Genomic DNA, 25,373 nt, shown 5'->3' with positions numbered 1-25,373 from the left:
GGCGCAGTTACTGCTGGAGCTGATGGCCCTGGGGGTGAGGCGGGTGGTGCTTTGCCCAGGCAGCCGCTCGGGGCCCCTGGCGGCGGCGGCAGGGCTGCTGCTGCAGCGGGGGCTGGAGCTGCACACGGCCATCGATGAGCGCTCGGCGGGGTTCTTCGCCCTGGGTCTGGCCAGGGGCGAGGGCCGACCAGCGGTGGTGATCACCACCTCCGGCACCGCCGTGGCCAACCTGCTGCCGGCGGTGGTGGAGGCGGGTAGTGGCTCCATCCCGCTGCTGCTGCTCAGCGCCGATCGTCCACTGCGCCTGAAGAACTGCGGCGCCAACCAGACCGTGAACCAGGAGGAGTTCCTCGCCGCCTGCTGCCGCTGGTTCGCCCAGGCCGATGGCCGGGGCCTGGCCGAGATGGACCCCACAGCCATCCGGGACCTGGCCCGCCAGGCCCACCGCAGCGCCCTGGCGGCCCCGATGGGGCCGGTACACCTGAATCTGCCCTTTGAAGAACCACTCCATGCCAGCGCGGAGGCCCTGCAGCGCCTGGCCGCTGAACTGGGCACCCCAGCGGAAGCCAGCGCTGATATCCCGGCTGAAGCCCCAGCTGGCGCCCCAGCGGAAGCCACCGAGGCGCTCGGGCTGCTCGGCTTGGATCCTGATCGCCCCGGCCTGATCGTGGCGGGCCCCTGGCGGGGCAGCCCCCAGCACTGGCCAGCCTTTGTGGAGGCACTGGGGCGCTGGCAGCGGCGCAGTGGCTGGCCGCTGCTGGCCGATGGACTCTCCGGCCTTCGGGGCCAGACCGATCTGGAGCTGGTGGCCGGCTACGACCTGATCCTCGAAGACCCTGACCCCGCCCTGACTCCCCCCCAGGTGCTGAGGCTGGGGCCACTGCCCGCCAGCCAGCGGCTGCAGCGCTGGCTGGCGCAGTGCGGCGGCCTGCAGGTGCTGATCAGCGAAGGGGATCCGCGACCGCTCGATCCGCTGGGCACGGTGACGGCCAGCTGCAGCGTTGGCCTCTCGGCCTGGTGCGCCGCCCTGCCGGCTGCTCTCTGGCAGGGCGGCGACGGCACCACCGCCCACCAAAACGATCTGGCTCGCTGGCGGGCCGCCGAAGACGGCACCCAACACTGGCTGAACGCCCAACTGAACCAGCCGGCGGCCCGCCGGCCGGATGAACCCAGCCTGGCCCGGGCCCTGAGCCAGCTGCTGCCACCGGGCCTGGCGGTGATGCTGGCCAGCAGCAGCCCCGTGCGCGACTGGGAGAGCTTCGCCGATCCCAGCGGCCCCGCCCGGCCCGTTTATGGCTTCCGCGGAGCCTCCGGCATCGACGGCACCCTGTCGCTGGCGGCCGGACTGGCGGAGAGCCTGGGCAGGCTGGTGCTGCTGAGCGGCGATCTGGCCCTGCTCCACGACGCCAACGGCTGGCTCTGGCACCACCGGCTACAGGGCCGGCTCACCGTGGTGCTGATCGAGAACGGTGGCGGCGGCATCTTCGAGCAGCTGCCGATCCGGGCGGCGGCGGGCCTGGATTTCGAGCGCCTCTTCGCCATGGCTCAGCCCCTGGATCACACCGCCCTGGCTGCCGCCTATGGGGTGCCCTGGCGTCGGGTGGGGGCCCTGGCCGAACTGGGCGAAGCCCTCGCCTGGGCCCTGGAGCGGCCCGTGGCCCTGCTGGAGGTGAGAACCGATCGCCAGGCCGATGCCCGGTGGCGACAGCGCCTGCGCCAGGACCGCCCGCGCCCACAGCTCAGAATGGCTCCGCCCCAGCCCCCGCCGCGATGAGCGCCGATCCCCAGCCGGCCGCTGCCCCTGGTTCTGACCCGGTGTTGCCGGGGGAGAGCCTGGTGCACTGGCAGCCCGCCGCCAGCTACGAGGACATCCGCTTCGACCTCTGTGGGGAGGGGATCGCCCGGATCGCCATCAACCGTCCGGCCAAGCGCAACGCCTTCCGCCCGCGCACGGTGGTGGAGCTGTACGACGCCTTCAGCCGGGTGCGCGACAACCCGCGGGTGGGCGCGGTGCTGTTCACCGGCGTGGGCCCGGCCGCTGACGGGGGCTACGCCTTCTGTGCCGGCGGCGACCAGAGCGTGCGCGGCGATGGTGGCTACCTCGATGAAAGCGGCCTGCCGCGCCTGAACGTGCTCGATCTGCAACGCCAGATCCGCTCCCTGCCCAAGGTGGTGATCGCCCTGGTGGCGGGCTACGCCATCGGCGGCGGCCAGGTGCTGCATCTGCTCTGCGACCTCAGCCTGGCGGCGGAGAACGCCGTTTTTGGCCAGACGGGCCCGAGGGTGGGCAGCTTCGATGGCGGTTTCGGCGCCGGCTACCTGGCGCGCCTGGTGGGCCAGCGCAAGGCCCGGGAGATCTGGTTCCTCTGCCGTCGCTACAGCGCCGAAGAGGCTCTGGCCATGGGCCTGGTAAACGCGGTGGTGCCGCTCCACGAGCTGGAAGCCGAGGGGGTGCGCTGGGCCCGGGAGGTGCTGCAGCACAGCCCCACGGCGATCCGTTGCCTCAAGGCGTCCTTCAACGCCGAAACCGATGGACTGGCCGGCATTCAGGAGCTGGCGGGCCAGGCCACCCACCTCTTCTATCGAACCGCCGAGGGTCAGGAGGGGCGCAATGCCTTCCTGGAGAAGCGTGATCCCGACTTCAGCGATTCCCCCTGGTTGCCGTGACACCTGGTTGCCCTGAAGCCACTGGGCAGGAGCCCCTACTGAAGCCGCCGGAAGCAGAGAGGCTCACGGCGTTCCAGACCCAGGATCCAGAGACCGCCCGCCAGCTCCCTCAGCCGTTGCAGAAAGACCGTGCTGTCGCCGGTGGCGATCCACTGGGCCTTGAGGGCCGGCAATGTCTCCTGCAGAGCCTCAATCGGCAGCTCCAGCAGCAGCAGGCTGTGCTCGCCAGCCGCCCGGCGCAGCGCACCCTCCTCACTGCGCTGCCACACCCTCACCAGCAGCTCAAGGGCCTGCTGCCGTCCGACATCACCCGGATCACCATCGGCCGGCACGGGCTCAAGCAACGATTTCCCCTGCAGTGGCATCGCCCGCTGCCCCCCCTGCTCCAGCAGGGCCAGGGCGATCAAATAGGGAGCGGCAGCCATGGGATTGAGCAGCGGAGGCACTGACACAGTGGCCCCTGGAGCCACGCCAGGCACGCTGTTCTCCAGTTGGACCAGAACAGCCCACGGCGATCCATTGCCTCAAGACCTTCTTCACGCCGACCCCGATGGCCTGGCCGCCACTTCGATCGAACCGCCGAGGGTTCAGCACTTCACCCTGATTGCCCTCGAGGCCCGACTGGCCCGATCGAGCGCATCGCTGAGCTGCGCCAGCTGCAGCGGCTTGGTCAGAAAGTCGTTCATGCCGGCTTCCAGCGCCTCAGCGCGATCAGCCACAGTGGCTCCAGCCGTGAGCGCCACGATCCATGGGCGCTGCTGATCGCCGCAGTTGCGGCGAATCCGGCGGGTGGCCCCCAGGCCATCGAGGCGGGGCATCTGCACATCCATCACGATCAGGTCCGGATCAAGGGAAGCGTGAAGGGACACCGCCTCCTCACCGTCGACGGCGAAACTGACGCTCAGCCCCAGCTTGGCGAACATCAGCGCGCACACCCGGCGGTTGACGGCACTGTCTTCGGCCACAAGGATGCGCAGGGAAAGCCGGAACGCCTTGGCCCGGGAGGCGTCGGCGATGCCATCACCAGCAGACTCCGGCTCGGCCTCGTCGTTCGTCAGCGGCGCTGCTGACGGCGCGATGGGGACCTCAAGCGCGAAGCTGAAACGAGTGCCCAGGCCAAGCTGGCTTTCCACAGCCAAGCTGCCCCCCAGAGCGGCAACAAGCCGCTGGGCGATCACCAGACCCAGGCCTGTGCCGCCATGGAGTCGGGTAGAAGAGCCATCAGCCTGGGAAAAGGGTTGGAACAGCTGCTGAACAACCTCCGGCTCCATGCCGATGCCGGTGTCTGAAACAGTGAACCCAACTTGAACAATCTCGGGTGAAGTGGCAGGCACCAGGACAACCATCAGCTGCACCCGGCCGTGTTCACTGAACTTGACGGCGTTGCCGAGCAGGTGGGAGAGGATCTGCAGCAACCGCTCAGGATCAGAGACGATCCAGAGGCCATTCACCAACCGTTCGGGACGGGCCGAAACCTGCGGGAGTTGAAGCGTCAGATCGAGCCCCTTGCCACGGGCATCAGCTGCGTGGGCCTCAATCGCCCGATCCAGCAGCGAACAAAGCTGAAAAGGCCGCGGCTGCACCTTGAGACGCCCAGCCTCAATGGTCGTGAACTCCAGGATGTCGTTGAGCAAGCGGAGCAGGTTTTCTCCCGAGCACTGGATCGTCTCGAGGAATTCCCGCTGATCCCTCGACAGGTCACCGTCCAGGGCCATGGCACTCATGCCGAGGATGCCGTGGAGCGGCGTTCGGATCTCATGGCTCACGCTGGCCAGAAAGATGCTCTTGGCCCGGTTGGCCTGCTCAGCAAGGATCCTGCCGCGCTCCTGCAGGGCCAGGACCTCGACCCGTCCCCGCAGGGCCTGGAAGCGCCGAAGGCCCACAAGCACCGAGAGCGCCGAACTGGCCAGCAACCCGAGACCAAGGGCCAGGCGCAGAGGCTGAAGCCTAGCGTTGAGGGCCTCCAGGGAGAGATCAACTCCCACCAGCCCTGCGACACGACCATCGGCCGTGCGAAAGGGTGCGTAGGCACTGAGAAAGGTGCCCCAGGAATCGGTGTAGGTGTCACGGCTGGCGTCGGCCAACCCAGTGCTCAGGGCCCGCAGGACAGCCGGGGACGCATCGGGATAGGGCTGACCTGGCTGGGCGACGGGGGTGTCGTCGCCGGCATTCTTGATGTAGTAGGAGCTATCGAGCCCAAAACGCGGGGCCTGGCCCTTGGCTGAGGCCACCAAGGTGTAAGCGTAATAAGCCTCTGGCACAGCCCCGCGAAGTGCCAGCAGGGGCTCAGAGGCAACCCGGTACTCCGGAGTACCGATCCTTCGGGCGGCCATGATTCGACCATGCAAGCGAGCATCGATGCTGGCGGCCGAAATGCCTGCAAAACCAATCAGATCGATTCGTGCCTGCTGCAGGAGCGCCCGTGAGGCCATGCGTTCGGTGAACACCAGGGCCGTAGCCGAGGCCAGAAACACCGTGGCTCCAGCCAAAAAAGCCTCCAGCCGAACGCTCCGGGAGCTCGTAGGGAGCTCGCCTTCGCGATGGAGCCAACGTAAGAACAAATCGCCTAGAGCTGGAGACCCATCATCCTGGGTTAAGCCTAGTCGGGAGAGGTTGATCGACTGGCCCGTCCAGAAACTGCCCTGAGCCCAGCGGAGCAAGACCAGAAAGGCCGGGCCTCACCGAGAATGGGGATGAATCAACACACCACCAGCCAGCATGGATACCCCAGCGTCATATCTCCTGCATGTGATCCAGCCGTCAGGAGTGCTGGATAGCGACGCCGGCAAACAGCTGCGCCAGGACCTGAGCAACGCCCTCGCTGCTGGCAAGGGCATGATCCTGATTGATGCCCAATCGATCACCTTCATGGACAGCAATGGCTTCAGTGCTCTGGTGGCCTGCCTCAAGAAAGTGCGGGAGGGCGGTCAGCGCTTGGCCTTGTGTTCACTCTGCCCTCAGCTGAAGTTGGTTCTTGAGATCACCGGAACCGATCGGATCTTCGAAGTTTATGCCGATCGAGCCAGTTTTGATCAGTCTTGCCTATGAGTATTGCCAGCAGAAAACCGTGCTGCTATCACCGAGGCGTCGTCTGGGAATGAGGTGCAACCAGTGCAGTCACGAATGGCCTCAACCAGCTGCTGCAGGTCCGTGCTTCCTCTGCCGATCTGCTCTCGCAGCAGCCGACGGAAATCTTCGAGTTCCCACATAGCCTCTCCAGACGTGGGGACTTCGTAGATTCCATCACTGTAGAGATAGAGAAGGGCGCCAGGCTCGACTGAACAGGAGTGGGTTATATAATTGATACCGTCGAACAGACCAATAGGCAGACTGGGTGCTTTCAACTCCTTAAGTGTGTAGCCCTGTTGAACATCCGGAGTGAACAGAAGGGCTGGCGGATGACCGGCACTAGCATAGCGCAACACCGCACTTCTCTTGTCATAAACCCCATACCAGAGTGTGAAGTATTGGTTGTTCTGCCGATCCATCTGAAACCAGGTATTGAGGTAGCCAAGCACAGCAGCCGGATCACCAAGATCGGACTGGGTGAGCACGCGGGAGCGCAGAAGATTATGCACAGAGATCGAGGGAAGAGCCGCTGCCAGACCATGTCCAGACACATCCAGCAGATAAAGAATCAACTGATTCTCATCCAACCAGTAATAGTCAAGGCAGTCACCGCCCAGCTGTTGGCAGGGCATGAACAGACTATCGATGCCAACCGCACCCTCCAGGGAGGAAGGGAGGATCGAGCGGACATAATCGGCGGCGCTGGTGAGTTCGTCCTCCAGCCTTTGCTTCTGAGCGGCAAGGTCTTGGCTCAACACCAGCAACTCATGATTGGCCTGGTACAAGCGCAAGCCAGAGCGCACCCGCGCCAACAAGTCGGAAGGCTCGACCGGCTTGGAGAGGAAGTCATCGGCACCTGCATCAAGGCCTTCCACCCGCTCTCCGAGCGATGAGCGTGAGGTGAGCAGGATGAAATAGATCGCAGCCAGATGCGGGTCCTGTTTGAACCGTCGGCAGACCTCCAGACCATCCATTCCAGCCATGCACCAGTCACAGAGCACCAGCTGGGGCCTGTGCCGACGCGCGAGCTCCAGCCCGCTGGAACCATCAGAAGCGGTCAACACCAGGCATCCCTGTGCCCGGAGAAGCCCTCTGAGAATGTGCTGCAGAACCCGGTCATCGTCGATCAGCAGGATCGTGGTCGACGCGCTGAGGCCGGGGGTGGGATCAGAGGTCACGGATCATCGACCTCAACTCCTCAACGACCTGTTCGGATTCAGCCAGAAGTTTCTGCACCTGAGGGGACTCCAGGGAAAGACTATCGATGGCGTCGACCCCCGCTTCCAGAGCGGCGCAGGCCTCAGCGAGCCCCAGGCCCCCCAGGCTGGCGCTGGGTGAGCGCAGGGCATGGGCATGAAAAGCGATAGCGCGACGGTCGGACTGGCGGACAGCCTCACGGATGGCCTCCAGCTGGATGGGTGCATCTTCCAGGTACATGCTGATCAGCTCAAGGATGAGCGCATCAGCCTCAGATCCACCCAGAGCACGCAAGTCCTCCCAGACCCGTTGATCAAGAACCGAAGGTGTCGTCATGGAGACGACTCCAGGGGTGCCAGGGCCGCTGAAGGAGGAGCTAATTCGGACAGGACGGAACCGCCTTGCCGATGGGCATTCCAGTGCAGAAAGCGCTGCAGACAACCCCTCAGGGCCGGGACTCTCACAGGCTTGGTCAGGAAATCCTGCATGCCTGCCTCCAGGCAGGCCTGTTGCTGATCCTCAAGCGCGAACGCCGTCAGCGCCACAACATAAGGCTGTGAAATCGGCAGGGCGCGCAGCCGGCAGGTGGCCTCGCGCCCATCGATTCCGGGCATCTGCAGATCCATCAGCACCAGATTGAATCCTCCCTCACTGAGACGCTCCAACGCATCCTCACCACAATCGGCGAATTCAACCTTGAGACTCAGCTTGGCCAGAAGGAGTTCAAGAACCCTCTGATTGATGCGGTTGTCTTCCACGGCCAGCAGGCGGACCGAGCTCAGGTCCAGGTCAAGGGACTCGTCCGATCCCGAGACAGGCGACACTTCCGGCGCACTGCGCTTCAGGGGAAGACGGACGTGGAACCGACTGCCCTGGCCAAGCTGGCTCTGGACCTCGATGCCGCCTCCCATCAAGTGGCAGAGCCGATCGCAGATGGCCAGTCCCAGACCGGTTCCCTGCTGATGACTGGCATGGGCCTGATTGTGTTCCTGGCTAAAATCTTGGAAGATTTTGGAAAGAAAATCTTCGGAGATTCCAGTACCTGTATCGTCCACAGTGAGATCCAGCTCGATGGAATCAGGAGCTAGGGGGCGCCAGCCGATTTTCACGTCAATGGAGCCCTGATTTGTGAACTTGATTGCATTATTCAGCAGATTTAGTAGAATCTGACGAATGCGTAGGCCATCGCCGATAAGACCATCAGGTGGATCGTCACAAAAGGAGCAGCGCAACTCGAGATGCTTTGCACGCAAAGCTGCATCCATCATCCGACAGCAATCCAGGACCAACGATCGCAAGGAGAAAGCCTCCGAGGCGATCGTCAACTTTTTGGCCTCGATCTTGGACAGATCAAGGATGTCGTTGATGAGACGCAGCAGGAGCTCGGCACTGCTGTTGATGGTTTGAACAAGCTCCTGCTGCTGGAGATCCAGACTTATATCCAGCAGCAGATCGGACATACCGATCACGGCATTGAGAGGAGTTCGGATCTCATGACTGATGGTGGACAGGAACTGTCCCATGGCACCCTTTGCTGCCAGTGCTTCATCCCGAGCTTGCTGAAGTTCGAGAGTTCGGGCCGCCACATCATGCTCAAGGGTGTCACGCGCTCGGATGATCTGATCCTGGGCGATGGTGATCTCAGTGAGGTCACGGAACACGAAGACCAGGGAGGGATCGGGATTGAGGTTGACCGGTGACCATTTGACCTCGACGACCCTTCGCGGAGGGGTGGGAGAGAGATCCCACAGCAGGCTGCCAGGCCCGAGGCGAGCCTCTTCAAGCAGATCCCGCGAGGACTCTGGGCTTCCTTCGACATAGTGAGGAGGCATCAACTCAACAAGGAGACGACCCAGACTGAGCAGCCGCGGCTGGCCCACGAATTGATTGAAAGCACGGTTGGTCCACTCGACACGTCCGTTGACATCCGTGAGCACAAGCGCGTCTTCGACCGAGCTCAGGGCAGCTTCCAGACGCCCCAATGTTCTGCGAAGCTGCTCCTGAAGTTCGGCTGAACTCAAGGCCTCACTCCAGCGGGGTGAGGGTGGCGGCAAAGCTCCAGGTGGAACCCTCACGCTCGGCCACGATAAAGTGCTCAGACTCGATCTCGCGAAGATCCTTGCAGACAGTTTTCAGCCTGAGCGGGTGATTGAGAACTTCAGAGCCAACGCCCTCGGTGATCCTGAAGCGGGAGAATCCAAGGTGATGGGCATCCTTGAAAAACGCAGGAAGAATTAGGCCAAGGGAGCGACCAAGAATGTCTTCAGGGAGCCAACCATAGACCTGTTGAAAGGCCTCGTTGATCTCGACAACGAGGCCCTCCTGGTCGGCGCGCACGAAGGGGAGAACGGTACTGCGCAGCTGATCGATCGTGACTTTGTCGGTATCCAGGTCGGCCATGCTCTGAAATCAATCAGGTAAGGATAACAATGAAGGCAGGAGGGAGGGAGAAGGTCGAACCGTGGCTGAGTCTCCATCAGAGACTCAGGCCATCTGTAAGGTGCCTGGGGGTGATGGAGGTAGATCCTCGGGCAGCGGTTCCTGATGCGCAAGACCCATGACCACCAGACCGGGCCAGTACAAGTAGACAAGAATCTCCAGATTTTCGCCAAACGTATAGAGAAATAGAATGATGACAATGCTCAGACCAACTCGGGCCAGCTGGCGACGCGCATCCATCGATCTGATCAGAAGATCAACAAAGCTGGCCAGCATGGGCACAGCCAAAGCCACAAAACCAGCGGCACCCTTGACGAAGAGCAACCCGGCCCAGGTGTGATGGGAGCCGATCGGCATCCCCTCGACCAGGTGTGGGCCTTTCTCCACGACTCCATGTCCCCAGAGGGGAGCCTCAACCCTCCAACGATAGACGGCGATACGCTTCAATGCCATGCGAACCCGCGTGGAGCCCGCCCGGGCTGATTTGAATGAATCCCAGAATTGCTCCAGGCTGAGCAGAATCCAGGGGGAGAACAGGCCCGCCAGATAACTGACGAAACCGAGGATCAACAGCATGGCTGGCCGGCCCAGCCGTCCCAGAACGGCCGTGATCAGAGGGACGAGAACAAGGCTCAACTGCGCCAACCTGGACTTACAGACCAGACACATCACCACCGATCCCAACAAGCCCGCGCTCTTCCAGCGTGGATTCTTCTCCTGAAGCGAAAGCATGAAGAACACATTGCCGACCATTCCCAGCGCCGGTCCCCAGGGGGTGAACAATCTCCAGCGCAGATCACCGGTGCTGCCATCAATTTCATAAAGGGGGACATCGAAGAATTCATTACCCGGACCACCAATCATCCTGAGCGGTGAAACATAGAGGATCTGGGGAAGGTGAAGGTAAGGAGTGATCAAGAGAACAGGAGTGATCAGTAACGTGTGTAAGCCAACGATACAGATCGCCCGGTAGATCAGAGGAGCGCGGATCTTCAGGCAGCCAGCCAGAGGATAAAGCGCAAGAGCGGCCCAACCCTTCCCCCAGCCGATCGACGACTTGATGATCATGGCGATGCCGAGATTGAAGTCGAGATGTCCAGCGAGCAGGGCAACCTCCATCAGCAGCATTCCTGCCACCCAGCACCAGAGCACCCAGGAGACCTGCAAGCGCTCTGATTCAGGGGTGGTTTCATCCTGGGCGAGCAGCTTGATCAGCAGACAAAAAAGCAGCAGCCAACCAAGGACAGAACCCACCACATACAGACCACCCACGACCCAGATGGGATAGATCCATGTAATGGACCACCAGATCAGGCGTTCGGGAACATTGGCGGGTGTGATCCGATCTCGAAACCCTGGGGACCCCACGGCGTCATCCAGGCCTAAGGGGGGTGCAGTCATGGGGAGATCAGCCTGGACAGCTTTTTGACCCAGGGCTTGCGCAGCCACAGCAGCCAGAGGCCAAGGCTGGAGAAGATGGATCCCAGGACGGCCCCGGCCAGCACGAATCCCACCTTGGGAGAGGAGGGTTTCCCGGGCAACTCCGGATCCACGACCATCTGCACGAGGGGATAGGCCGAGAACAGCTCGCCCTGACCCAGATCCAGCTTGGTGAGTGTGGAGGCGAAGACAGCCTCGGCGATCTGCACATCACGCTTGAGGGAGTCGAGGTTTGACTGGCGCTGGGAGAGCCGGCTGAGACGGGCCTCCAGGCTGACTATGGCCCGATCGAGGCCCTGAATCCGGCCCTGAACACCCTCAAGGTCGGCTTGCACCGTCACCAGCCCCTGCAGCAGGGTGTCGCGGCCAGAGGCTCCTGAACTGGCCAAGGCCAGGCGGGCCAGCTCAGCCGCCGAAAGGGACCGCGACAGAAGCGAGCGGCTGCGGCGGAGCAGACCATTCATCGCCGACTCCTGACGCTTGCGTTCCTTGATCACTCGGGGATGGTTGACGCCAAAGCGCCCGGACAACACCTTGAGGGAAGCGCTGGCCTCGCTGTACTCCCTCAGGTTCTGCTGAAAGACCCCATCGTTCTGAAGCAGAAAGGCATCCGCCGCCTGGGAGGAGCTGAGGCCGAGATCGCGCCGCAGCTGCTCCAGCCGAGCGGCAAAGAGGCGCTGCTGCGCCGTGGCCTCAGCCCGCTGCTTGCGGAGATCCTCGATGTTGCTGGAGAGGTTGCCGACAAGATCATCAGAGGTGAGACCAGAGCGCGACTTGTATTGGGAGAGTTTCGTCTGGGCGACTTCCAGCTTGAGCTGGGCCTCACTCAGAATCTTCTGGGTGGGCCCCTCGCGCTGGCTGATCTCCCTGCGTCGAAGCTCATTGAGACGCTCCGCGATCGCTTCATAGAGCGCGAAGGATTTGGCCTTTGCCAGGGCAGGAGTAGGTGCAGCCACTTCAAATTCCATCAGGGTGGTATTATCCAGCAGCTTGATTCTCGGCTTTTTGAACTGACCGGGAGCAAGACCTGCCAGCTTCGCTGCTCGATACAGCACCGTATCGCTGCTGAAGATATATTCATAGTTGGCTCTCTGATCAAAGGTGGAGCTACCCATTCCCGTTCCACTGGAGGAAGACGCCTGGCCGATTTCAGGAAGATTGACGCTCACACCACTGCTCCCGCCAGGCAGCAGAAGGGCCCATTTCGTCGTATAGACCGGGCGGGCCAAGGCCAGGTATAGGAGTGACGTGATCCAGATGAAGGCGTTGGCGGCGAGGCCAAGGGTGGCGTAGCGGTTCCAGCGGCGTTTCAGGTAGCCATGCAGCGGATGGGCCCGCAGCCTTGTCGCAATCTTCTGCGAGACTGACTGCATCAGAAGAACGCGCGAATCAGGGTACCTGGCAGGATCACATCCGACAACGTCCTCATCACATCGCGGATGGATGTCACGGTAGAATCAAAACAAGCCACCGAATCGTTGGCCATCAGATAAGGGTTGTTCCGATCATCCGTGGAGGCCTGCATCAGCTCATGGATGCCTCGCTCCAGCACGGAGGTTTTGCCGGTGAGCTCGTTGGTCGTGACAAGAATCGCTCGACGACCCGCATTGGTGCCTCTGGTGCCACCGACACAATTAGCGGCGACAACAGCCTGAGAAAAACGTGATCCATAGGAGAAAGATGTTGCATCCCGACTGATTCCCGAGATCGAATTTCCAGTGGCAGGAACAGTCAGATTTGAAAGGAAGATCTTCACGCCAACAGGGGTGACTTGTGAGGGTCTAACAATCAGATTATTGACAACTCCGGTGTCTGGAACGATCACCTGATCACCGGCGATCAGAGGGACATCCTCAAAGGGTTCACCATTGAAGATGCCACTGAGGTCGAGGGTTTGCGGCTTCCCCGCCCGGATCAGCTGGATGGTCTTGATGTCAGCCGTTGGCTTGAGACCACCGGCCTGCCGCAGCGCCACAGAAAGGTAGCGATTAGTGGGATTGTTCCCGCTGATTTGAACCGGAGGTTGAGTCAGCTCAGCATCGGAGAGTTCATTGATCAGAACGCGGCCAGGCAGAAACGTGGCCCCTCGCACGAACACCTGGGCAGGTGCCCACTGGATGACGTTCACGCTGACACGCAGGAACGAGGGCTGAAAGTAGCCACCCGAGAGCAGTGCATGGGTGATCGATTTCTGGAGTGCGCTGGGCTCAAGCCCAGCGGCATTGAGCGGAGGCAGGTAAGGAATCTCGAGCTTCCCGTCCTGATTAACCTCGTAAAGTCCGCTGAACTCCTCACCGTCCGGAATGCTCAATTTGAGCCGGTCCCCCGGAGAGAGGGGCAATGCCCGGACAGGGCCTGCGAGAACAAGGCCGGCGGAGAGAAGAGCCAGGACCGCTGCAGCCGCTGCGGAGCAGCGAGGCCAGAGAAGCAGCTGAAGCCAACCCCTGTGGAGCATCGGCAGGTGATCTGTCACTTCGGATGATGCAGGTCCTGCACCGTCATGGTCCAATGGCAACACCCATGTTAAGCATGATCACAAGGCCATCGCTGTCCACCACCTGCCCCGCAAGACACCCTTGCAAAGCGGCGAAGGAACAGGTGCCACGGATACATCCAGGAGATGGCGCGATGCTAGATTGCATGGCAACAACAATACTCTGACATGTTGGTGGGCCCCTTCAACTCCCACTCTATACTGGTCCATGAACATTGTGAATTCCAGCCTGCTGGATTGCTGAAACAAATCAACGGTTGCCTGATCCTGCTCTAATCATGGCTATCCGCATTGGGCTGATCAACACCTACTCAACCCTGAACATCGGCGATGCAGCCATCTACAGTGCCCTGGCCAGCCTGGTGGATCCCGCCGAGGTGGTGGCCAAGGTTCAGGACGTGGAACCACTGCCGGTCCCTGGTGTCAGCTTTCCGGCTGAACTCGGCTCTTGTGATGCCCTGATCAGTGTCGGTGGCGACATCTTCAACAACGGCAGAGAGTGGCTGATCACGCGCACCTTTCTGCAGAACCTCAGGGAGCTGAACAGGGATCCACAGCACACTGTTCTGTTCGGCCAGTCCATCCCAAGATCGTGCCATGGGCTGAGCTTCCATGCTCTGGTGTTGTGCCTGAAGCGCCTTGCTGGCGTGTGCGTCCGCGATGCCGAAAGTCACCGACGCCTGTGCCAGGCCGGCGTGAAGGCAATTCTTTCCTATGACGCGGCCTTTGCCCTGACCCTCCATCCCCGTGCCGAAGCCGAAGCCAGCCGTCTCCTGCGGGATGCCGGGATCGAACCGTCCCGGGCTGCCCTGCTCTCGGTGCGGGGCTTCGACAGGATGTATGCCCACAACTCAGCCAAGTTCCAGGACCAACTGGTGGACCTCAGCCACAGCCTGCTCGGGCAGGGCCTGCAACCCGTGATCCTGATCCAGTCCCGGGCCTACGGGGCTGACAACGACCTGGAGGTGGCCGAGGCCCTGACCCGGCGGGTCCCGCGGCTGGCCAGCTTCAATCCATTTCACGGGGGCTCGGGTCTGGCCGGCTGGCAGCTGGTGATGGGGGCCCTCAAGGTGGCGAGCCTGAGCGTGGCCGTCCGTTATCACACAGCCGTACTCGCCCTGGCCGCCGGACGCGTGCCCTTCAACCTGCACTACTCGAACAAGGGGCGTGACCTCAGTGAGCGGCTGGGAGTGATCGGCTGTGGGCTCGAAAGCTTCGAGCCATCCACCCAGCTGGAGGCGATTCTCGCGTCCGGGAAACGTCGCTTCAACGATGGGGAGATCCGCCGACAGGTGCGTCAGGACCTGCGGCAGTGCCTGGATCCTGTCCTGGAAGGTCGCTGGTGAGAGTCCTTCACGTCCTCGCCGGCCAGAGCATGGGCTGGAGCGGCGGGATCGCCGCCACCCTCGAGAGTCTCTCCCGGTCGCGCCTGGGTGAGTGGGTCAGCTTCGCCTGTGTCGGCCGCACGGATGCCCGGCAACGAATCCAGTCCTGGCGCCCGCACCTGATCGTGCTGCATCGGGCGAGCTCCTGGCGCGGTCTGGCGGACCTGGTCGCCCTGGCGGGGCCCCGGCGCGTCCTGATCGAGCACCACTACAGCCGAGGGTTCGAGCAGCACCAGGTCCCCTCGAAGCAGCGGTTCCGAAGCATGCTTCGCCTGACCTACCGGGCCATGGACCGGGTAGTGGCGGTGTCCGAGGGGCAGCGCCAATGGTTGCGGGAGGCCCGGCTGGTGGGAGACAGTCGTCTGCGCCTGATCCGCTCCAGCCGTGACGTGGAACCCTTCCTGGCGGTGCCGCTGCCGGCTCCGGCCCCGACGCCCCTGCGGCTGGTGGCCTTCGGGCGCCTGAACGAGCAGAAGGGATTCGATCTGCTGATCGAGGCCGTGCGCCAGCTGCCGGCCGGCAGCGTGCAGTTACGGCTGGGGGGAGAGGGGCCGCTGCGCTCCAGCCTGGAGAAGCAGGCCGGCTCCGATCCAGCCATCCAGTTGGTGGGCCGCGTCGACGATGTGCCGGGCTTTCTCAGCCAGGCCGATGCTGTGGCAATACCGTCCCGCTGGGAACCATGGGGCAACGTCTGCCTGGAAGCCAGAGCAGCCGCCCGTCCCATCCTGGTGCGGGCGGTGGATGGCCTCCAGGAGCAGGCCCTGGGCTGCGGACTCGAGGTGAAGAGCGACGAGCCTTCGGCCTGGGCGGCAGCCATCGCGGCGATGGCGGCGGCCGGAGACGAGCGGCGCCTGGCCTGGGCACGGCATGGCCGCGCCACCGCAGCCTCTGCCTGGCACGACTTCGTCAGCGCCTGGGAAACGCTGCTTGAGGAATTCCGATGAGCTGGCTGGCCACGCTCCAGACCCGCTGGCAGGGCTTGCGTGGACAGGTGGCCGGCGATCGCTTCTTGCGCAACGTGGGCTGGATGGGGCTCTCGGAGCTTGGGATTCGGATGTCACGGCTTCTGGCCACGATCATCCTGGCCCGCCTGCTCACCCCCGAGGACTACGGACTGGCCGCCATCGTCCTCACCACCCATGAATTCATCCGGGTGTTCACCCGCAACGGCATCGGCGACAAGCTCGTTCAGGCCGATGCCACCGATGTGGAGGAGCTCTGCGTCACGGCCTACTGGCTGAACTGGTTGCTTGGCGGGGGCCTGTTCCTGATCCAAACCATCGGCTCGTTCGCCGTGGCCCGCTTCTTTGGCAATCCCAAACTGATCATGCCGATCATGGCGATCGGATGCACCTATCTGATCTACCCCTTGGCCATGGTTCAGACGGCCCTGATTCGGCGCGAAAACCGCCTGAACGTGTTCAGCCTCACCAACCTCGCCCAGGTGGTGACCGACAACCTGCTCACCGGCGGGCTGGCACTGATGGGACTGGGTATGTGGGCCATCGTTCTTCCCAAGCTGCTGGTGGCACCGATCTGGGTGCTGATGATGTACAGATACCAGGCCTGGAGGCCGGTGCAGGCCTTCACGATCAGGAACTGGCGGCGGATTCTTGGCTTCGGCAGCCGCATTCTCGGCGTCGAATTGCTCAACACTCTGCGTGAGAACATCGATTATCTGCTGATCGGTCGCTTCCTGGGCCTGGCCCCGCTGGGTGTCTACTACTTCGCCTTCAATGCGGGCCTGGGCCTGAGCCTGAGTGCCGTGAATGCGATGGGGGTTTCGATGTACTCCGACCTCTGTGACGTGCGCTCCGACCCGGGAGAACTGCAGCGGCGTTTCAACCGCAACCTGCGCACCACCGCTGTGGTGATCGGCCCCCTGGTGGCACTCCAGTCCAGCCTGGCGCCGCTCTATGTGCCGATCGTGTTCGGCTCCCAGTGGGTGGAGCGGGGAGCGGTGCCGGTGCTGATCCTGATCTGTCTCTCGGCCCTCTCGAGGCCCTTCGCCAACGCCGCTTCGATGCTGTTTCGTGCCGTGGGCCTTCCCCAGGTGGATCTGCGCTGGAACCTGATCTTCACCGTCCTGCTGGCCCTGGCGATTCTGGTGGGAACCGGCTGGGGGATTCTCGGGGTGGCCGTGGCGGTGATGGTCACCCACCTGGTCCTGCAGCCCCTGTATCTGCTCTGGGCCAGGAGGTTGCTGCAGTCCCCCGCCAGGGAGCTGGCCTGATGCAGAGCCAGGCTCACGAAGGACCCACGGTATCGGTGGTGATTCCAGCCTTCGACGCCGAGACGTCACTGCCGGCGACGATTGCCTCGGTCCAGGCCCAGACCTGGAGCGACTGGAACCTGCTGGTGGTCGATGACGGCTCCAGCGACGGCACCGCCGACTGCGTGCGCCGGCTGCAGGCCGCTGACGGACGGCTGGGTGTGATCTGCGTCCCGAACAGGGGGGTGTCAGCTGCTCGCAATCTTGGGGTGGCCCGCAGCCGCGGCCCGATCGTGGCCTTCCTCGACGCCGATGACCTCTGGCATCCCACCAAGCTGGAGCGCCACCTGCAAGAGCTCCGGGCCGAGCCCCGCCTGGGGGTGAGCTTCGCCCGTGTGGAGGTGCTCAGCCCCGAGGGTGTGCCCACGGGCCAGGTGTCGAGCTCGAAGCTGCGCAATCTTCGCGCCGAGGACTTTCTCTCGGAGAATCCCACCACCACAACCTCCAACTGGGTCGTGCGGCGCCAGGTGCTGGAGGAGGTGGGCGGCTTCCTGGAATCGATGAGTTACAGCGAAGACCTGGAATGGTTGCTGCGGGTGCGCTGCTGCACGGACTGGGAGATCGCTGGAGTGCCCGAGGTGCTCACCGGGTACCGAACCAGTGTCGGTGGTCTCTCGGCCCAACTCGCTCGAATGGAGGCCGGCTGGGAGCAGATGGTGGACCAGGCGCGCCGCTATGCCCCGGAGCTGGTGGAGAATCATCTGAATGAGTCCCGTGCGCTTCAGTTGCGCTATCTGGCTCGCCGTAGTCTTCGTCTGCGATCAGCGGCCGCCCAGGGATCCGACTACATGGCACGGGCCCTGCGATCCGATCCAGCACTGCTTTGGAAGCAGCCGCGGCGCACCTGGTTGACCTGGGGGGCTGTGGTGCTGAGGGCCTGGATCAGCCGCGTGCTGTCTGCCTTCGGTGTCCGGAGGGGCCAGCCATGACGGGTCCGCTCGTCTCGGTGATCATTCCGCTCTACAACAGCGCGGCCACCGTGGCCGCCACGCTCGAGTCGGTGATCGCCCAGACCTATCCCCATCTGGAGATCCTGGTGGTCGACGATGGCTCCACCGACACGGGGCCCGCCATCTGCCGGAAGTTCACAGATCCAAGGCTGCATATCCTGCAGCAGGCCAACAGGGGACTCGCCGGTGCCCGCAACACGGGAATCCGCCGGGCCAGGGGAACGTACTGCGCCTTCCTTGACAGCGACGACCTGTGGCTGCCGGAGAAGATCGAGCGGCATGTGGATCACTTCCGACTCCGGCAAGAGGTGGGGGTGAGCTTTTCTCGTTCCGGCTTCATCAATGAAGACGGGTCGCCACTGGGGATCTATCAGATGCCCCAGTTGAACGACATCACGCCGGAGCTGATCTTCTGCCGGAATCCAATCGGCAATGGTTCGGCGGTGGTGATCCGCCGGGAGGTGCTGGAGGCCATCCATTTTCGGGCCAACCTCTATGGAGAACCCGAAGACTTTTACTTCGATGATTCCTTCCGCCAGTCGGAGGACATTGAGTGCTGGTTGCGGATCGCCCTGCAGACCGACTGGCGTTTCGAGGGGCTGCCCGAAGCGCTGACCCTCTACAGGGTCAATGCAGGTGGCCTCTCCGCCAACCTCAAGCAGCAGTACGCCGCCTGGGAGCGAGTCCTCACCAAGACCGCCATCCGTCATCCGGGCTTCATCGCCCGCTGGGCCCCCAGGGCCAGGGCCTATCAACTGCGCTATCTCGCCCGGCGCGCGATCCGGCAACGGCAACCCGCTGTGGCGGTAAGGCTGATGCACCAGTCCCTCGCCAGCAACCCACGCATCCTGCTGGAGGAGCCCCGCCGCACACTGATCAGCCTGGGAGCCGCGTATCTGCTCTGGCTGCTGCCCGATTGGCTGTATCGCCGGATGGAATCCAGCATGATCAGGCTCACGGGATCCAGTCAGGAGCGAAGGATGCGACAGGACCCTCGACCGGGATCCGGCGCATCAGGTGTCGGGGGAGCAGCTCCATGACCATTCTGCTGGTGTGCTCTTCAGGGGGGCATTTCAAGGCCCTGCAGCAACTCAGACCCTTCTGGGAGAACCATCCCAGGGTGTGGGTGACCTTCCGGACGGCCACCACGGAACAGGAGCTGGAGGGGGAAGTGGTGCGCTGGGCCTTCAGCCCCACCAACCGCAATCTGCCCAACCTGCTGAGGAATCTGGGGCTGGCACTGGGGATCCTTCGCCGGACACGCCCCACCCTGATCCTCTCCACCGGGGCCGGGGTAGCCGTTCCCTTTCTCCTGCTGGGCCGCCTGTTCGGCAGCCAGGTGGTCTTCATCGAATCGATCACGAGGATCCACACCCTGAGCCTCTCGGCCCGCCTGGTCAGGCCCTTTCTGCATGTGCTCTACGTGCATTGGCCACAGCTGCAGAGCCGTTATCCCCGCGCGGAGCTGATCTCGGATCTGGTGCTGGAGCCGGCGGAACGTGCGGATTCAACCCTGGGTGGAGTCCTTCGATGATCTTCATCACCGTGGGCACCGAGCAATACCCCTTCAACCGGCTGATGCAGTGGATCGAGATCCTGCTCGATGCAGACCTGATTCAGGAGGAGGTGGTTGTGCAGTACGGCACCTGCACGACCCTGCCGAGTGGGGCCACGGTCTATCGGATGCTCAAGGAGGACGCATTCCGGGAGCTGATCGAGCGCTCGCGGCTGGTGATTGCCCACTGCGGGGAAGGGACCGTGCTGTTGCTTGATCAGCTCAGCACGCCCTACATCCTGGTGCCGCGCTCCCAGCGATTTCAGGAACATGTCGATGATCACCAGGTGGAATTGGCGATGGCCCTGGCCCAGATGGAGGTGCCGATCGGCTGGTGCCCCGGCGATCTGGTGCGCTTCCTGGAGCAGCCCAGACACGCTTCGATCAGCGATCTCTCCGAACACTCCGCCCAGGTGCTCTCGGCCAGTCTGCAACGACGTTTCGCCGCACGGCTGGCCGCCGCCGAAGGCCCCCGTGCTCGAGCCAGAGGCGCCTGAAGTTGTCCATGGAACCCCCATTCAAGCCCAATCCCTGCGGCCTCTGCCGGCGACACGGCACCTTGCTGATCCAGCTGCCACCCCGGCTCACCGTGGCCGAAGCCGTCCAACTGCGCGATGACCTCCCCAGCTGGCTCTCGGCGCCGGAGTTGAAGGCCGTCGTGCTGGACTTCGGTCACACCGTGGTGATCGACAGCAGCGGCATCGGTGCCCTGGTGGGCGCCATCAAGCTGGCCCAGGCGCGCTCCCTCCCCCTGAAGGCCTGGAGCGTGAACCATCAGGTTCGCCTGGCCCTAACGATGACGGGGCTCGAGTCGCGTCTACCGATCACCGACCACACCGACGCTGTCGTGGCCACGCCCGGACGCGGGGAGGATCGACGACCACCTCAGACCCACCCCTCCGTGCGCTCGCGCACGAAGAGGTTGATCGACATCTCTGGCGCCCTGGTCGGACTGACCATCACGGCTGTGCTCTTCCTGCCGATTGCGATCGCCATTCGCTGCGACAGTCCGGGTCCGATCCTGTTCTCGCAGGTTCGTTGCGGCTGGATGGGGCGTCGCTTCCGCATCTGGAAGTTCCGCTCGATGGTGGCGCAGGCCGAGGCCCTCAAGAGCAGCGTGACCAACCAGGCGGATGGGGCCTTCTTCAAGAACGAGAACGATCCGCGCATCACCCGGGTGGGCCGCATCCTGCGCAAGACCAGCCTCGATGAGCTGCCTCAGTTCTGGAATGTGTTCATCGGTGACATGAGCCTGATCGGCACCCGCCCTTCCACTCCGGATGAAGTGGGGCTCTACGACGTGCCGAACTGGCAGCGTTTCGATGTCAAGCCAGGGCTCAGTGGAGAATGGCAGGTGAGCGGTCGTTCTTCGATTCGCCGTTTCGAAGATGTGATTGCCCTGGATCTTCGTTATCAGCAGAACTGGAGCCTGCTCCATGATCTGAAGCTGATCTTGAGAACGATCCTTGTGGTGTTCAGTCGTAAGGCTGGCGGGATGTGATCGCCATGGCGAGCGGCAGCCCCATCCATCGGGAGTCCTTCCTGGTCCCCAGCCAGCTCGATGGTGTTGGCGAGGTTCTGGCGCGTTTCGAGCGCCTGCGCTCGGCTCAGATCAACGACAGCCTCTGGGTGGAAGGCCAGACCGCCTTGATGGAGGGCTTCAGCAACGCGGTCCGCCACGCCCACCGCGACCTCTCGCCGCCTCCACCGGTCGCCATCGATCTCTCACGCTCAAGCGTTGAACTCCGCATCCAGATCGACGACCATGGCCCGGGCTACGACATGGAGGAAGCCTGGCGCCGCCTCGACAGGGAACAGGCCAGCCACGACTACGACCCACTGGAGCGGGAGGCCCACTGGGGCATGGTGCTGCTGCGGCAGCTGCAACGGCAGCGCGGCTGGCAGATCACCTACCAACGCCGGGGTGAGCAGGGGTGCCGACTGACGATCAGCCATCGGATCGATCTGCTGCCCTCTCAGGCGCCGTTGGGGGCCGATAACGCAGGCTGAAGCGCGATGGAGACCTGAAGGCTGGATGCAGCCACGACCAGCGGGTCCAGATGAACAGGTAGTAGTTGGTGTGCTCAGGACCCACACCCCAGCCATGGGCGACGGCATCACCCCAGAGAATGCTGTCGCGTTTCAGCCGCTGGCTTTGGCTGGGCGACAAGTTGGCCAGATCACCCCCGAACAGGATGCGCCGACCGCGGTAAAGGAGCATCGGCTGAAGATCGCTCCCCGGCGCCGCATCAGGGACGCGGAACCAGACCTTCTTGCTCTTGTGCAACATCCAGAAGGACAAGGAGCTCGATCGGGGCTTGTGGCCGTCTCGATCGCTGAAGACCAGTCCGGGACGCTCCACATCCTGGGCCGAGGGCAACGTGAAGGCCATGGCCGTGGGCTGGGGCTCCTGGCTCGGGTGCCTCCGGTTCACTACAGCCAGGAGCCCCAGCAGCAGCGCGGTCGATAGCACAACAGGTAGCACCACCGGCCGACTGTTCAAGGGCCCGGCGAAGGCTTGATCGGCTCCACCGCCCGGGCCAGGAACAGGGCGTTGTCGGCGCGGATGAGCAGATCGACGGCGCTCAGATCCTCCGCGTCCAGGCGGCTCAGGCCGATCAGGAGCTGAGGATGCAGAGAGCGCACCGAGGCGCCCCGCAGGGTATCGGACACGGCCTGCTCCCGCTCCGTCGAAGCCCCCACCAGAAGCATCGCGAAGCAGGCATCGGCATAGCGGCCCAGCAGATCGGACTCCGCCGCCAGCGCGCTGAACCGCTCGGCGAGTTCACCGACAAGGCCATCGGGAGCCGTGGCTTCGGCCAGCCCTCGCACCTGATCGAGATTCTCCACCCTGAGCAGCAGCAGAGTCAGGGTTCCATGGGTGCGCCGGGCCCGCTCGAACTCCTTCTGACAGAGCATCTCGAATGAGCTGCGGTTGAAGAACCCGGTGATGGGACAACGCGCCAGCCGCTGGCGCAGCTCGATTTCACGGCTCACCTGCTCAGAGAAGAGCTGGAGCCAGCGCAGCTGCCGTGGGCTGAACTGGCGGGGTGTCCGATCGATGACGCAGAGGGTGCCGAGGGGTTGCCCGTCCTGGGGCCTGAGCTGGGCGCCGGCATAGAAGCGGATGTTCGGCTCCGACACCACCAGCGGATTGGTGTTGAAGCGGGGGTCGTCCAGGGCGTCAGGCACCACCAGCGTCGAGCCCTGGGTGATCGCGTGGGCGCAGAACGCCATGGACCGGGGTGTCTGGGAGGCCTGCAAGCCCACCTTGGACAGAAACCACTGACGCTCCCGATCCACCAGAGAGATCAGGGCGATCGGTGTGTCCAGGGTCTCGGAGGCCAGGGTGGTGATGCGGTCGAGATCAGCGTCCGATTCGCTGTCGAGCAGCAGGGTCCTCTCCAGCGACCGCAGCCGCTCTTCTTCATCGGCGGGAGTCGGATAGTCGGGGAAGGGCGTCATGGTTTCCAGAGAGGGCAAGAACTCTCCGGGGCGCCGGGCCACGGCTTTCTCTCCATCCTCCGAATCGCGGTCCTGCCCATCACGGTCCTGCCGAAACCGCCATGGGTAGCCTAGGTGTCAAAAGCTTGTAATCCGACTCCTGACCGTGCCTTCCCGCTTCACGATCCCCGTGGTGAGCCTGCTGCTCGGTGGCGGCCTGCTGTCACCGGCCAGTGCCCTGGCCGAGGCGAAGCCCATCGTCTCAGCTCCACAGCCGTGGCATCCGCCCATCGAGCTCCCCCACACCCCGGCCCTTCAACCACAGCTGACCCACAAGCCCCAGGTGCAGACGCAGACCCAGACACCAGCACAGGCCAGTCCCAGCACCAGCCTGGCGATCGCGGCCCCGGGTCCTGAACGCAGCCTGGTGCTTCACCGCAGCAAGAGGCAGGTGGTGGTCCTTGAGGATGGTCGCGAGCTGCGCCGGTTCCCGGTGGCCGTGGGCATGCCCGGCTGGGAAACCCCCCTCGGCCGCTTCCAGGTGATCGAGTTGGCGCCCAATCCCACCTGGAAGCACCCGGTGAGCGGCAAGCTCTACCCCCCCGGTCCCGACAATCCCCTGGGTAGCCGCTGGATCGGCTTCTACCGCGACTGTGCCGGCAGGAGCGGATTCAACGGCCAGCAGCACCTGGAGGTGAAGGGCTGTGTCACCGCTGGCTTCCACGGCACGCCCCAGCGCGAGACCGTCGGCCGGGCTGTCTCCCACGGCTGCGTACGCATGTACGACGAGAACGTGCGCGACCTCTTCGAACTGGTGCGCATGGGCACGGTGGTCACGGTGCTTCCCTGATTCCTGGGGCTGCAGCCCAGCTGGCCGAGCAGGGCAGCAAACGTAGAGTTCGGCCCTCCCCTGCGTTCTCCCCATGCGCGTGTTGTTCGCCGCCGCCGAGTGCGCCCCGATGATCAAGGTGGGCGGCATGGGCGATGTGGTGGGGTCCCTGCCGCCGGCTGTAGCGGCCCTCGGCCACGACGTGCGCACGATCCTGCCGGGCTACAGCAAGCTCTGGAGCCAACTGGAGATCCCCACTGAGCCGGTCTGGCGAGGCCGGGCCATGGGCAACGAGTTCGCGGTCTATGAAACCCGCCATCCGACCCATGGCTTACCGCTGTATCTCATCGGCCATCCGGTCTTCGATGCCGAGCGGATCTACGGCGGAGAGGATGAGGATTGGCGCTTCACCTTCTTCGCCAACGCCGCTGCTGAATTCGCCTGGAACCACTGGAAACCCGAGGTCTTTCACTGCCACGACTGGCACACCGGCATGATCCCGGTCTGGATGCACCAGGACCCTGAGATCAGCACGGTCTTCACCATCCACAACCTCGAATATCAGGGGCCCTGGCGCTGGAAACTCGAGCGCATGACCTGGATTCCCTGGTACATGCAGGGGGACCACACCATGGCCGCCGCTCTGCTCTATTCCGATCGGGTCAATGCCGTCTCCCCCACCTATGCCCAGGAGATCCGCACGCCCGAATACGGGGAGCGCCTCGATGGCCTGCTGAATTACATCAGCGGCAAATTGCGCGGCATCCTCAACGGCATCGACACCGAAGCCTGGAACCCCGCCACCGACACGCTGCTGCCGGCTTGCTACAGCGCCACCAACATGGCCCCGAGGGCCACCAACAAGCGGGTGCTGCAGGAGCGCATGGGGCTGGGAGTCAATCCCAACACTTTTTTGATGGGAATGGTGAGTCGCCTGGTGGATCAGAAGGGTGTGGACCTGCTGCTGCAGGTGGCCGACAGGGTGCTGGCCTATTCCGACAGCCAGATCGTGGTGCTGGGCACCGGCGACCGCCACTATGAATCGGGCCTCTGGCAGATGGCCTCCCGCCATCCCGGCCGCTTCTCCGTCTTCCTCACCTACGACGACGCCCTAGCCCGGTTGATCTATGCGGGCGCCGATGCCTTCCTGATGCCCAGTCGCTTCGAACCCTGCGGCATCAGCCAGATGCTGGCGATGCGCTACGGCTGCATCCCGATCGTGCGCAAGGTGGGTGGGCTGGTAGACACCGTCCAGCCCCATGTACCCGCCGAGCACAGCGGCACAGGCTTCTGCTTCGATCGCTATGAACCGGTGGATTTCTACACCACCATCGTGCGCTCCTGGGAGGCCTATCGCCATAGCCACAGCTGGCGGGAACTGCAGTTGCGCGCCATGGCGGTGGACCACAGCTGGACCCGCTCCGCCCTGGAATACGACGCCATGTATCGCGATGTGCGCGGGGTGAAACAACCCACCCCCTCAGCCGCCGATGTGGAGCAGTTCTCCCTCGGTCAGGAGGCCGACCCCAGCCTCGTACCCTCCAGTGGCTCGGCCCAACCCACCCGGCCGGAAGGCGGCGGCGGTCCCCGCAATCCCCTCTCCGCCCTCCTGCGCCGCGGCCAGGGCTGAGC

25 protein-coding genes are annotated in these 25,373 nt (G+C 63.6%); 14 read left to right on the top strand and 11 right to left on the bottom strand.

Annotated elements, in window-relative coordinates; all coding sequences use genetic code 11:
• Nucleotides 1-22: 22 nt before the first annotated feature.
• The gene (gene menD, locus KBY67_RS02075) at nucleotides 23-1,774 is read left to right on the top strand and encodes a 2-succinyl-5-enolpyruvyl-6-hydroxy-3-cyclohexene-1-carboxylic-acid synthase (protein WP_399213734.1); all 1,752 of its coding nucleotides are present in this window, start codon (nucleotides 23-25) and stop codon (nucleotides 1,772-1,774) included.
• Nucleotides 1,771-2,667, top strand: a complete 897-nt coding sequence (gene menB / locus KBY67_RS02070) for a 1,4-dihydroxy-2-naphthoyl-CoA synthase (protein ID WP_255108168.1) — start codon at nucleotides 1,771-1,773, stop codon at nucleotides 2,665-2,667. Before menD ends, menB begins: the two co-directional genes overlap by 4 nt.
• A gap of 35 nt (nucleotides 2,668-2,702) precedes the next feature.
• Here menB and KBY67_RS02065 read toward each other — a convergent pair whose 3' ends face one another.
• Entirely contained in the window at nucleotides 2,703-3,092 is a 390-nt protein-coding gene (locus KBY67_RS02065) for a hypothetical protein (protein ID WP_255108166.1), read from the bottom strand.
• A 162-nt stretch (nucleotides 3,093-3,254) separates the two neighbouring features.
• On the bottom strand, nucleotides 3,255-5,156 hold the full coding sequence (locus tag KBY67_RS02060) for an ATP-binding protein (RefSeq protein ID WP_255108164.1): 1,902 nt from the start codon (nucleotides 5,154-5,156) through the stop codon (nucleotides 3,255-3,257).
• 229 nt (nucleotides 5,157-5,385) lie between these two features.
• Between KBY67_RS02060 and KBY67_RS02055 the strand changes: the two genes are divergently transcribed.
• Nucleotides 5,386-5,715 carry an STAS domain-containing protein gene (locus tag KBY67_RS02055; RefSeq protein WP_255108162.1) on the top strand — a complete coding sequence of 110 codons (330 nt, stop codon included), beginning with the start codon at nucleotides 5,386-5,388 and terminating at the stop codon, nucleotides 5,713-5,715.
• Here KBY67_RS02055 and KBY67_RS02050 read toward each other — a convergent pair.
• The 7 genes from KBY67_RS02050 to KBY67_RS02020 all read right to left on the bottom strand — a co-directional run bounded on the left by KBY67_RS02050 (nucleotide 5,700) and on the right by KBY67_RS02020 (nucleotide 13,267).
• Nucleotides 5,700-6,914 (bottom strand): SpoIIE family protein phosphatase, encoded by a 1,215-nt coding sequence (locus KBY67_RS02050; protein ID WP_255108159.1) that lies wholly within the window; start codon nucleotides 6,912-6,914, stop codon nucleotides 5,700-5,702. The two genes, KBY67_RS02055 and KBY67_RS02050, sit on opposite strands and share 16 nt — an antisense overlap.
• A complete protein-coding gene (locus KBY67_RS02045; protein WP_255108157.1) occupies nucleotides 6,904-7,269 on the bottom strand; it encodes an Hpt domain-containing protein in 366 nt (121 codons plus the stop codon). The genes KBY67_RS02050 and KBY67_RS02045 overlap by 11 nt, the downstream gene beginning before the upstream one ends.
• On the bottom strand, nucleotides 7,266-8,954 hold the full coding sequence (locus KBY67_RS02040) for an ATP-binding protein (protein WP_255108155.1): 1,689 nt from the start codon (nucleotides 8,952-8,954) through the stop codon (nucleotides 7,266-7,268). Before KBY67_RS02040 ends, KBY67_RS02045 begins: the two co-directional genes overlap by 4 nt.
• A gap of 4 nt (nucleotides 8,955-8,958) precedes the next feature.
• The gene (locus KBY67_RS02035) at nucleotides 8,959-9,333 is read right to left on the bottom strand and encodes a PAS domain-containing protein (protein ID WP_255108153.1); all 375 of its coding nucleotides are present in this window, start codon (nucleotides 9,331-9,333) and stop codon (nucleotides 8,959-8,961) included.
• 84 nt (nucleotides 9,334-9,417) lie between these two features.
• Complete coding sequence (locus KBY67_RS02030; RefSeq protein ID WP_255108151.1) at nucleotides 9,418-10,773, bottom strand: O-antigen ligase domain-containing protein; 1,356 nt, start codon at nucleotides 10,771-10,773, stop codon at nucleotides 9,418-9,420.
• Entirely contained in the window at nucleotides 10,770-12,185 is a 1,416-nt protein-coding gene (locus tag KBY67_RS02025; RefSeq protein ID WP_255108149.1) for a hypothetical protein, read from the bottom strand. The genes KBY67_RS02030 and KBY67_RS02025 overlap by 4 nt, the downstream gene beginning before the upstream one ends.
• A complete protein-coding gene (locus KBY67_RS02020; RefSeq protein ID WP_255108211.1) occupies nucleotides 12,185-13,267 on the bottom strand; it encodes a polysaccharide biosynthesis/export family protein in 1,083 nt (360 codons plus the stop codon). The genes KBY67_RS02025 and KBY67_RS02020 overlap by 1 nt, the downstream gene beginning before the upstream one ends.
• A gap of 317 nt (nucleotides 13,268-13,584) precedes the next feature.
• On the opposite strand from KBY67_RS02020, the gene KBY67_RS02015 reads away from it, so the two are divergent.
• From KBY67_RS02015 to KBY67_RS01975, 9 genes are read left to right on the top strand one after another with little or no spacing between them, the layout of a single operon-like run.
• Complete coding sequence (locus KBY67_RS02015) at nucleotides 13,585-14,652, top strand: polysaccharide pyruvyl transferase family protein (RefSeq protein WP_255108147.1); 1,068 nt, start codon at nucleotides 13,585-13,587, stop codon at nucleotides 14,650-14,652.
• Nucleotides 14,649-15,635 (top strand): glycosyltransferase family 4 protein, encoded by a 987-nt coding sequence (locus KBY67_RS02010; protein WP_255108144.1) that lies wholly within the window; start codon nucleotides 14,649-14,651, stop codon nucleotides 15,633-15,635. The genes KBY67_RS02015 and KBY67_RS02010 overlap by 4 nt, the downstream gene beginning before the upstream one ends.
• Complete coding sequence (locus KBY67_RS02005; RefSeq protein ID WP_255108142.1) at nucleotides 15,632-16,924, top strand: lipopolysaccharide biosynthesis protein; 1,293 nt, start codon at nucleotides 15,632-15,634, stop codon at nucleotides 16,922-16,924. The genes KBY67_RS02010 and KBY67_RS02005 overlap by 4 nt, the downstream gene beginning before the upstream one ends.
• Nucleotides 16,924-17,892, top strand: a complete 969-nt coding sequence (locus tag KBY67_RS02000; RefSeq protein ID WP_255108139.1) for a glycosyltransferase family A protein — start codon at nucleotides 16,924-16,926, stop codon at nucleotides 17,890-17,892. Before KBY67_RS02005 ends, KBY67_RS02000 begins: the two co-directional genes overlap by 1 nt.
• A complete protein-coding gene (locus KBY67_RS01995; protein ID WP_255108136.1) occupies nucleotides 17,889-18,953 on the top strand; it encodes a glycosyltransferase family 2 protein in 1,065 nt (354 codons plus the stop codon). Before KBY67_RS02000 ends, KBY67_RS01995 begins: the two co-directional genes overlap by 4 nt.
• On the top strand, nucleotides 18,950-19,447 hold the full coding sequence (pssD, locus tag KBY67_RS01990; protein ID WP_255108133.1) for a PssD/Cps14F family polysaccharide biosynthesis glycosyltransferase: 498 nt from the start codon (nucleotides 18,950-18,952) through the stop codon (nucleotides 19,445-19,447). Before KBY67_RS01995 ends, pssD begins: the two co-directional genes overlap by 4 nt.
• Nucleotides 19,444-19,965, top strand: coding sequence for a glycosyltransferase (locus KBY67_RS01985; RefSeq protein WP_255108131.1), 522 nt, complete (start codon nucleotides 19,444-19,446; stop codon nucleotides 19,963-19,965). Before pssD ends, KBY67_RS01985 begins: the two co-directional genes overlap by 4 nt.
• 8 nt (nucleotides 19,966-19,973) lie before the next feature.
• Nucleotides 19,974-20,969: a sugar transferase gene (locus tag KBY67_RS01980; protein ID WP_255108129.1), complete on the top strand. Its 996-nt coding sequence runs from the start codon at nucleotides 19,974-19,976 to the stop codon at nucleotides 20,967-20,969.
• Between the two features lie 5 nt (nucleotides 20,970-20,974).
• Complete coding sequence (locus KBY67_RS01975) at nucleotides 20,975-21,478, top strand: ATP-binding protein (RefSeq protein ID WP_255108127.1); 504 nt, start codon at nucleotides 20,975-20,977, stop codon at nucleotides 21,476-21,478.
• On the opposite strand, the gene KBY67_RS01970 is transcribed toward KBY67_RS01975, so the two are convergent.
• Both KBY67_RS01970 and KBY67_RS01965 read right to left on the bottom strand, forming a co-directional pair.
• Nucleotides 21,417-21,941, bottom strand: coding sequence for a hypothetical protein (locus tag KBY67_RS01970; RefSeq protein ID WP_255108125.1), 525 nt, complete (start codon nucleotides 21,939-21,941; stop codon nucleotides 21,417-21,419). The genes KBY67_RS01975 and KBY67_RS01970 overlap by 62 nt on opposite strands.
• Nucleotides 21,942-21,967: 26 nt before the next feature.
• Nucleotides 21,968-22,951 (bottom strand): GAF domain-containing protein, encoded by a 984-nt coding sequence (locus KBY67_RS01965; RefSeq protein WP_255108122.1) that lies wholly within the window; start codon nucleotides 22,949-22,951, stop codon nucleotides 21,968-21,970.
• A 127-nt stretch (nucleotides 22,952-23,078) separates the two neighbouring features.
• Between KBY67_RS01965 and KBY67_RS01960 the strand changes: the two genes are divergently transcribed.
• Nucleotides 23,079-23,762: a L,D-transpeptidase family protein gene (locus KBY67_RS01960; protein ID WP_399213719.1), complete on the top strand. Its 684-nt coding sequence runs from the start codon at nucleotides 23,079-23,081 to the stop codon at nucleotides 23,760-23,762.
• 73 nt (nucleotides 23,763-23,835) lie between these two features.
• Nucleotides 23,836-25,371: a glycogen synthase GlgA gene (gene glgA, locus KBY67_RS01955; protein WP_255108120.1), complete on the top strand. Its 1,536-nt coding sequence runs from the start codon at nucleotides 23,836-23,838 to the stop codon at nucleotides 25,369-25,371.
• The last annotated feature ends 2 nt before the right edge of the window (nucleotides 25,372-25,373 follow it).

It is taken from the genome of Synechococcus sp. RedBA-s, assembly GCF_024345495.1.
In the GTDB taxonomy this organism is placed as follows: Bacteria; Cyanobacteriota; Cyanobacteriia; order PCC-6307; family Cyanobiaceae; genus Regnicoccus_A.
This window is presented reverse-complemented; position numbering and strand designations above follow the sequence as displayed.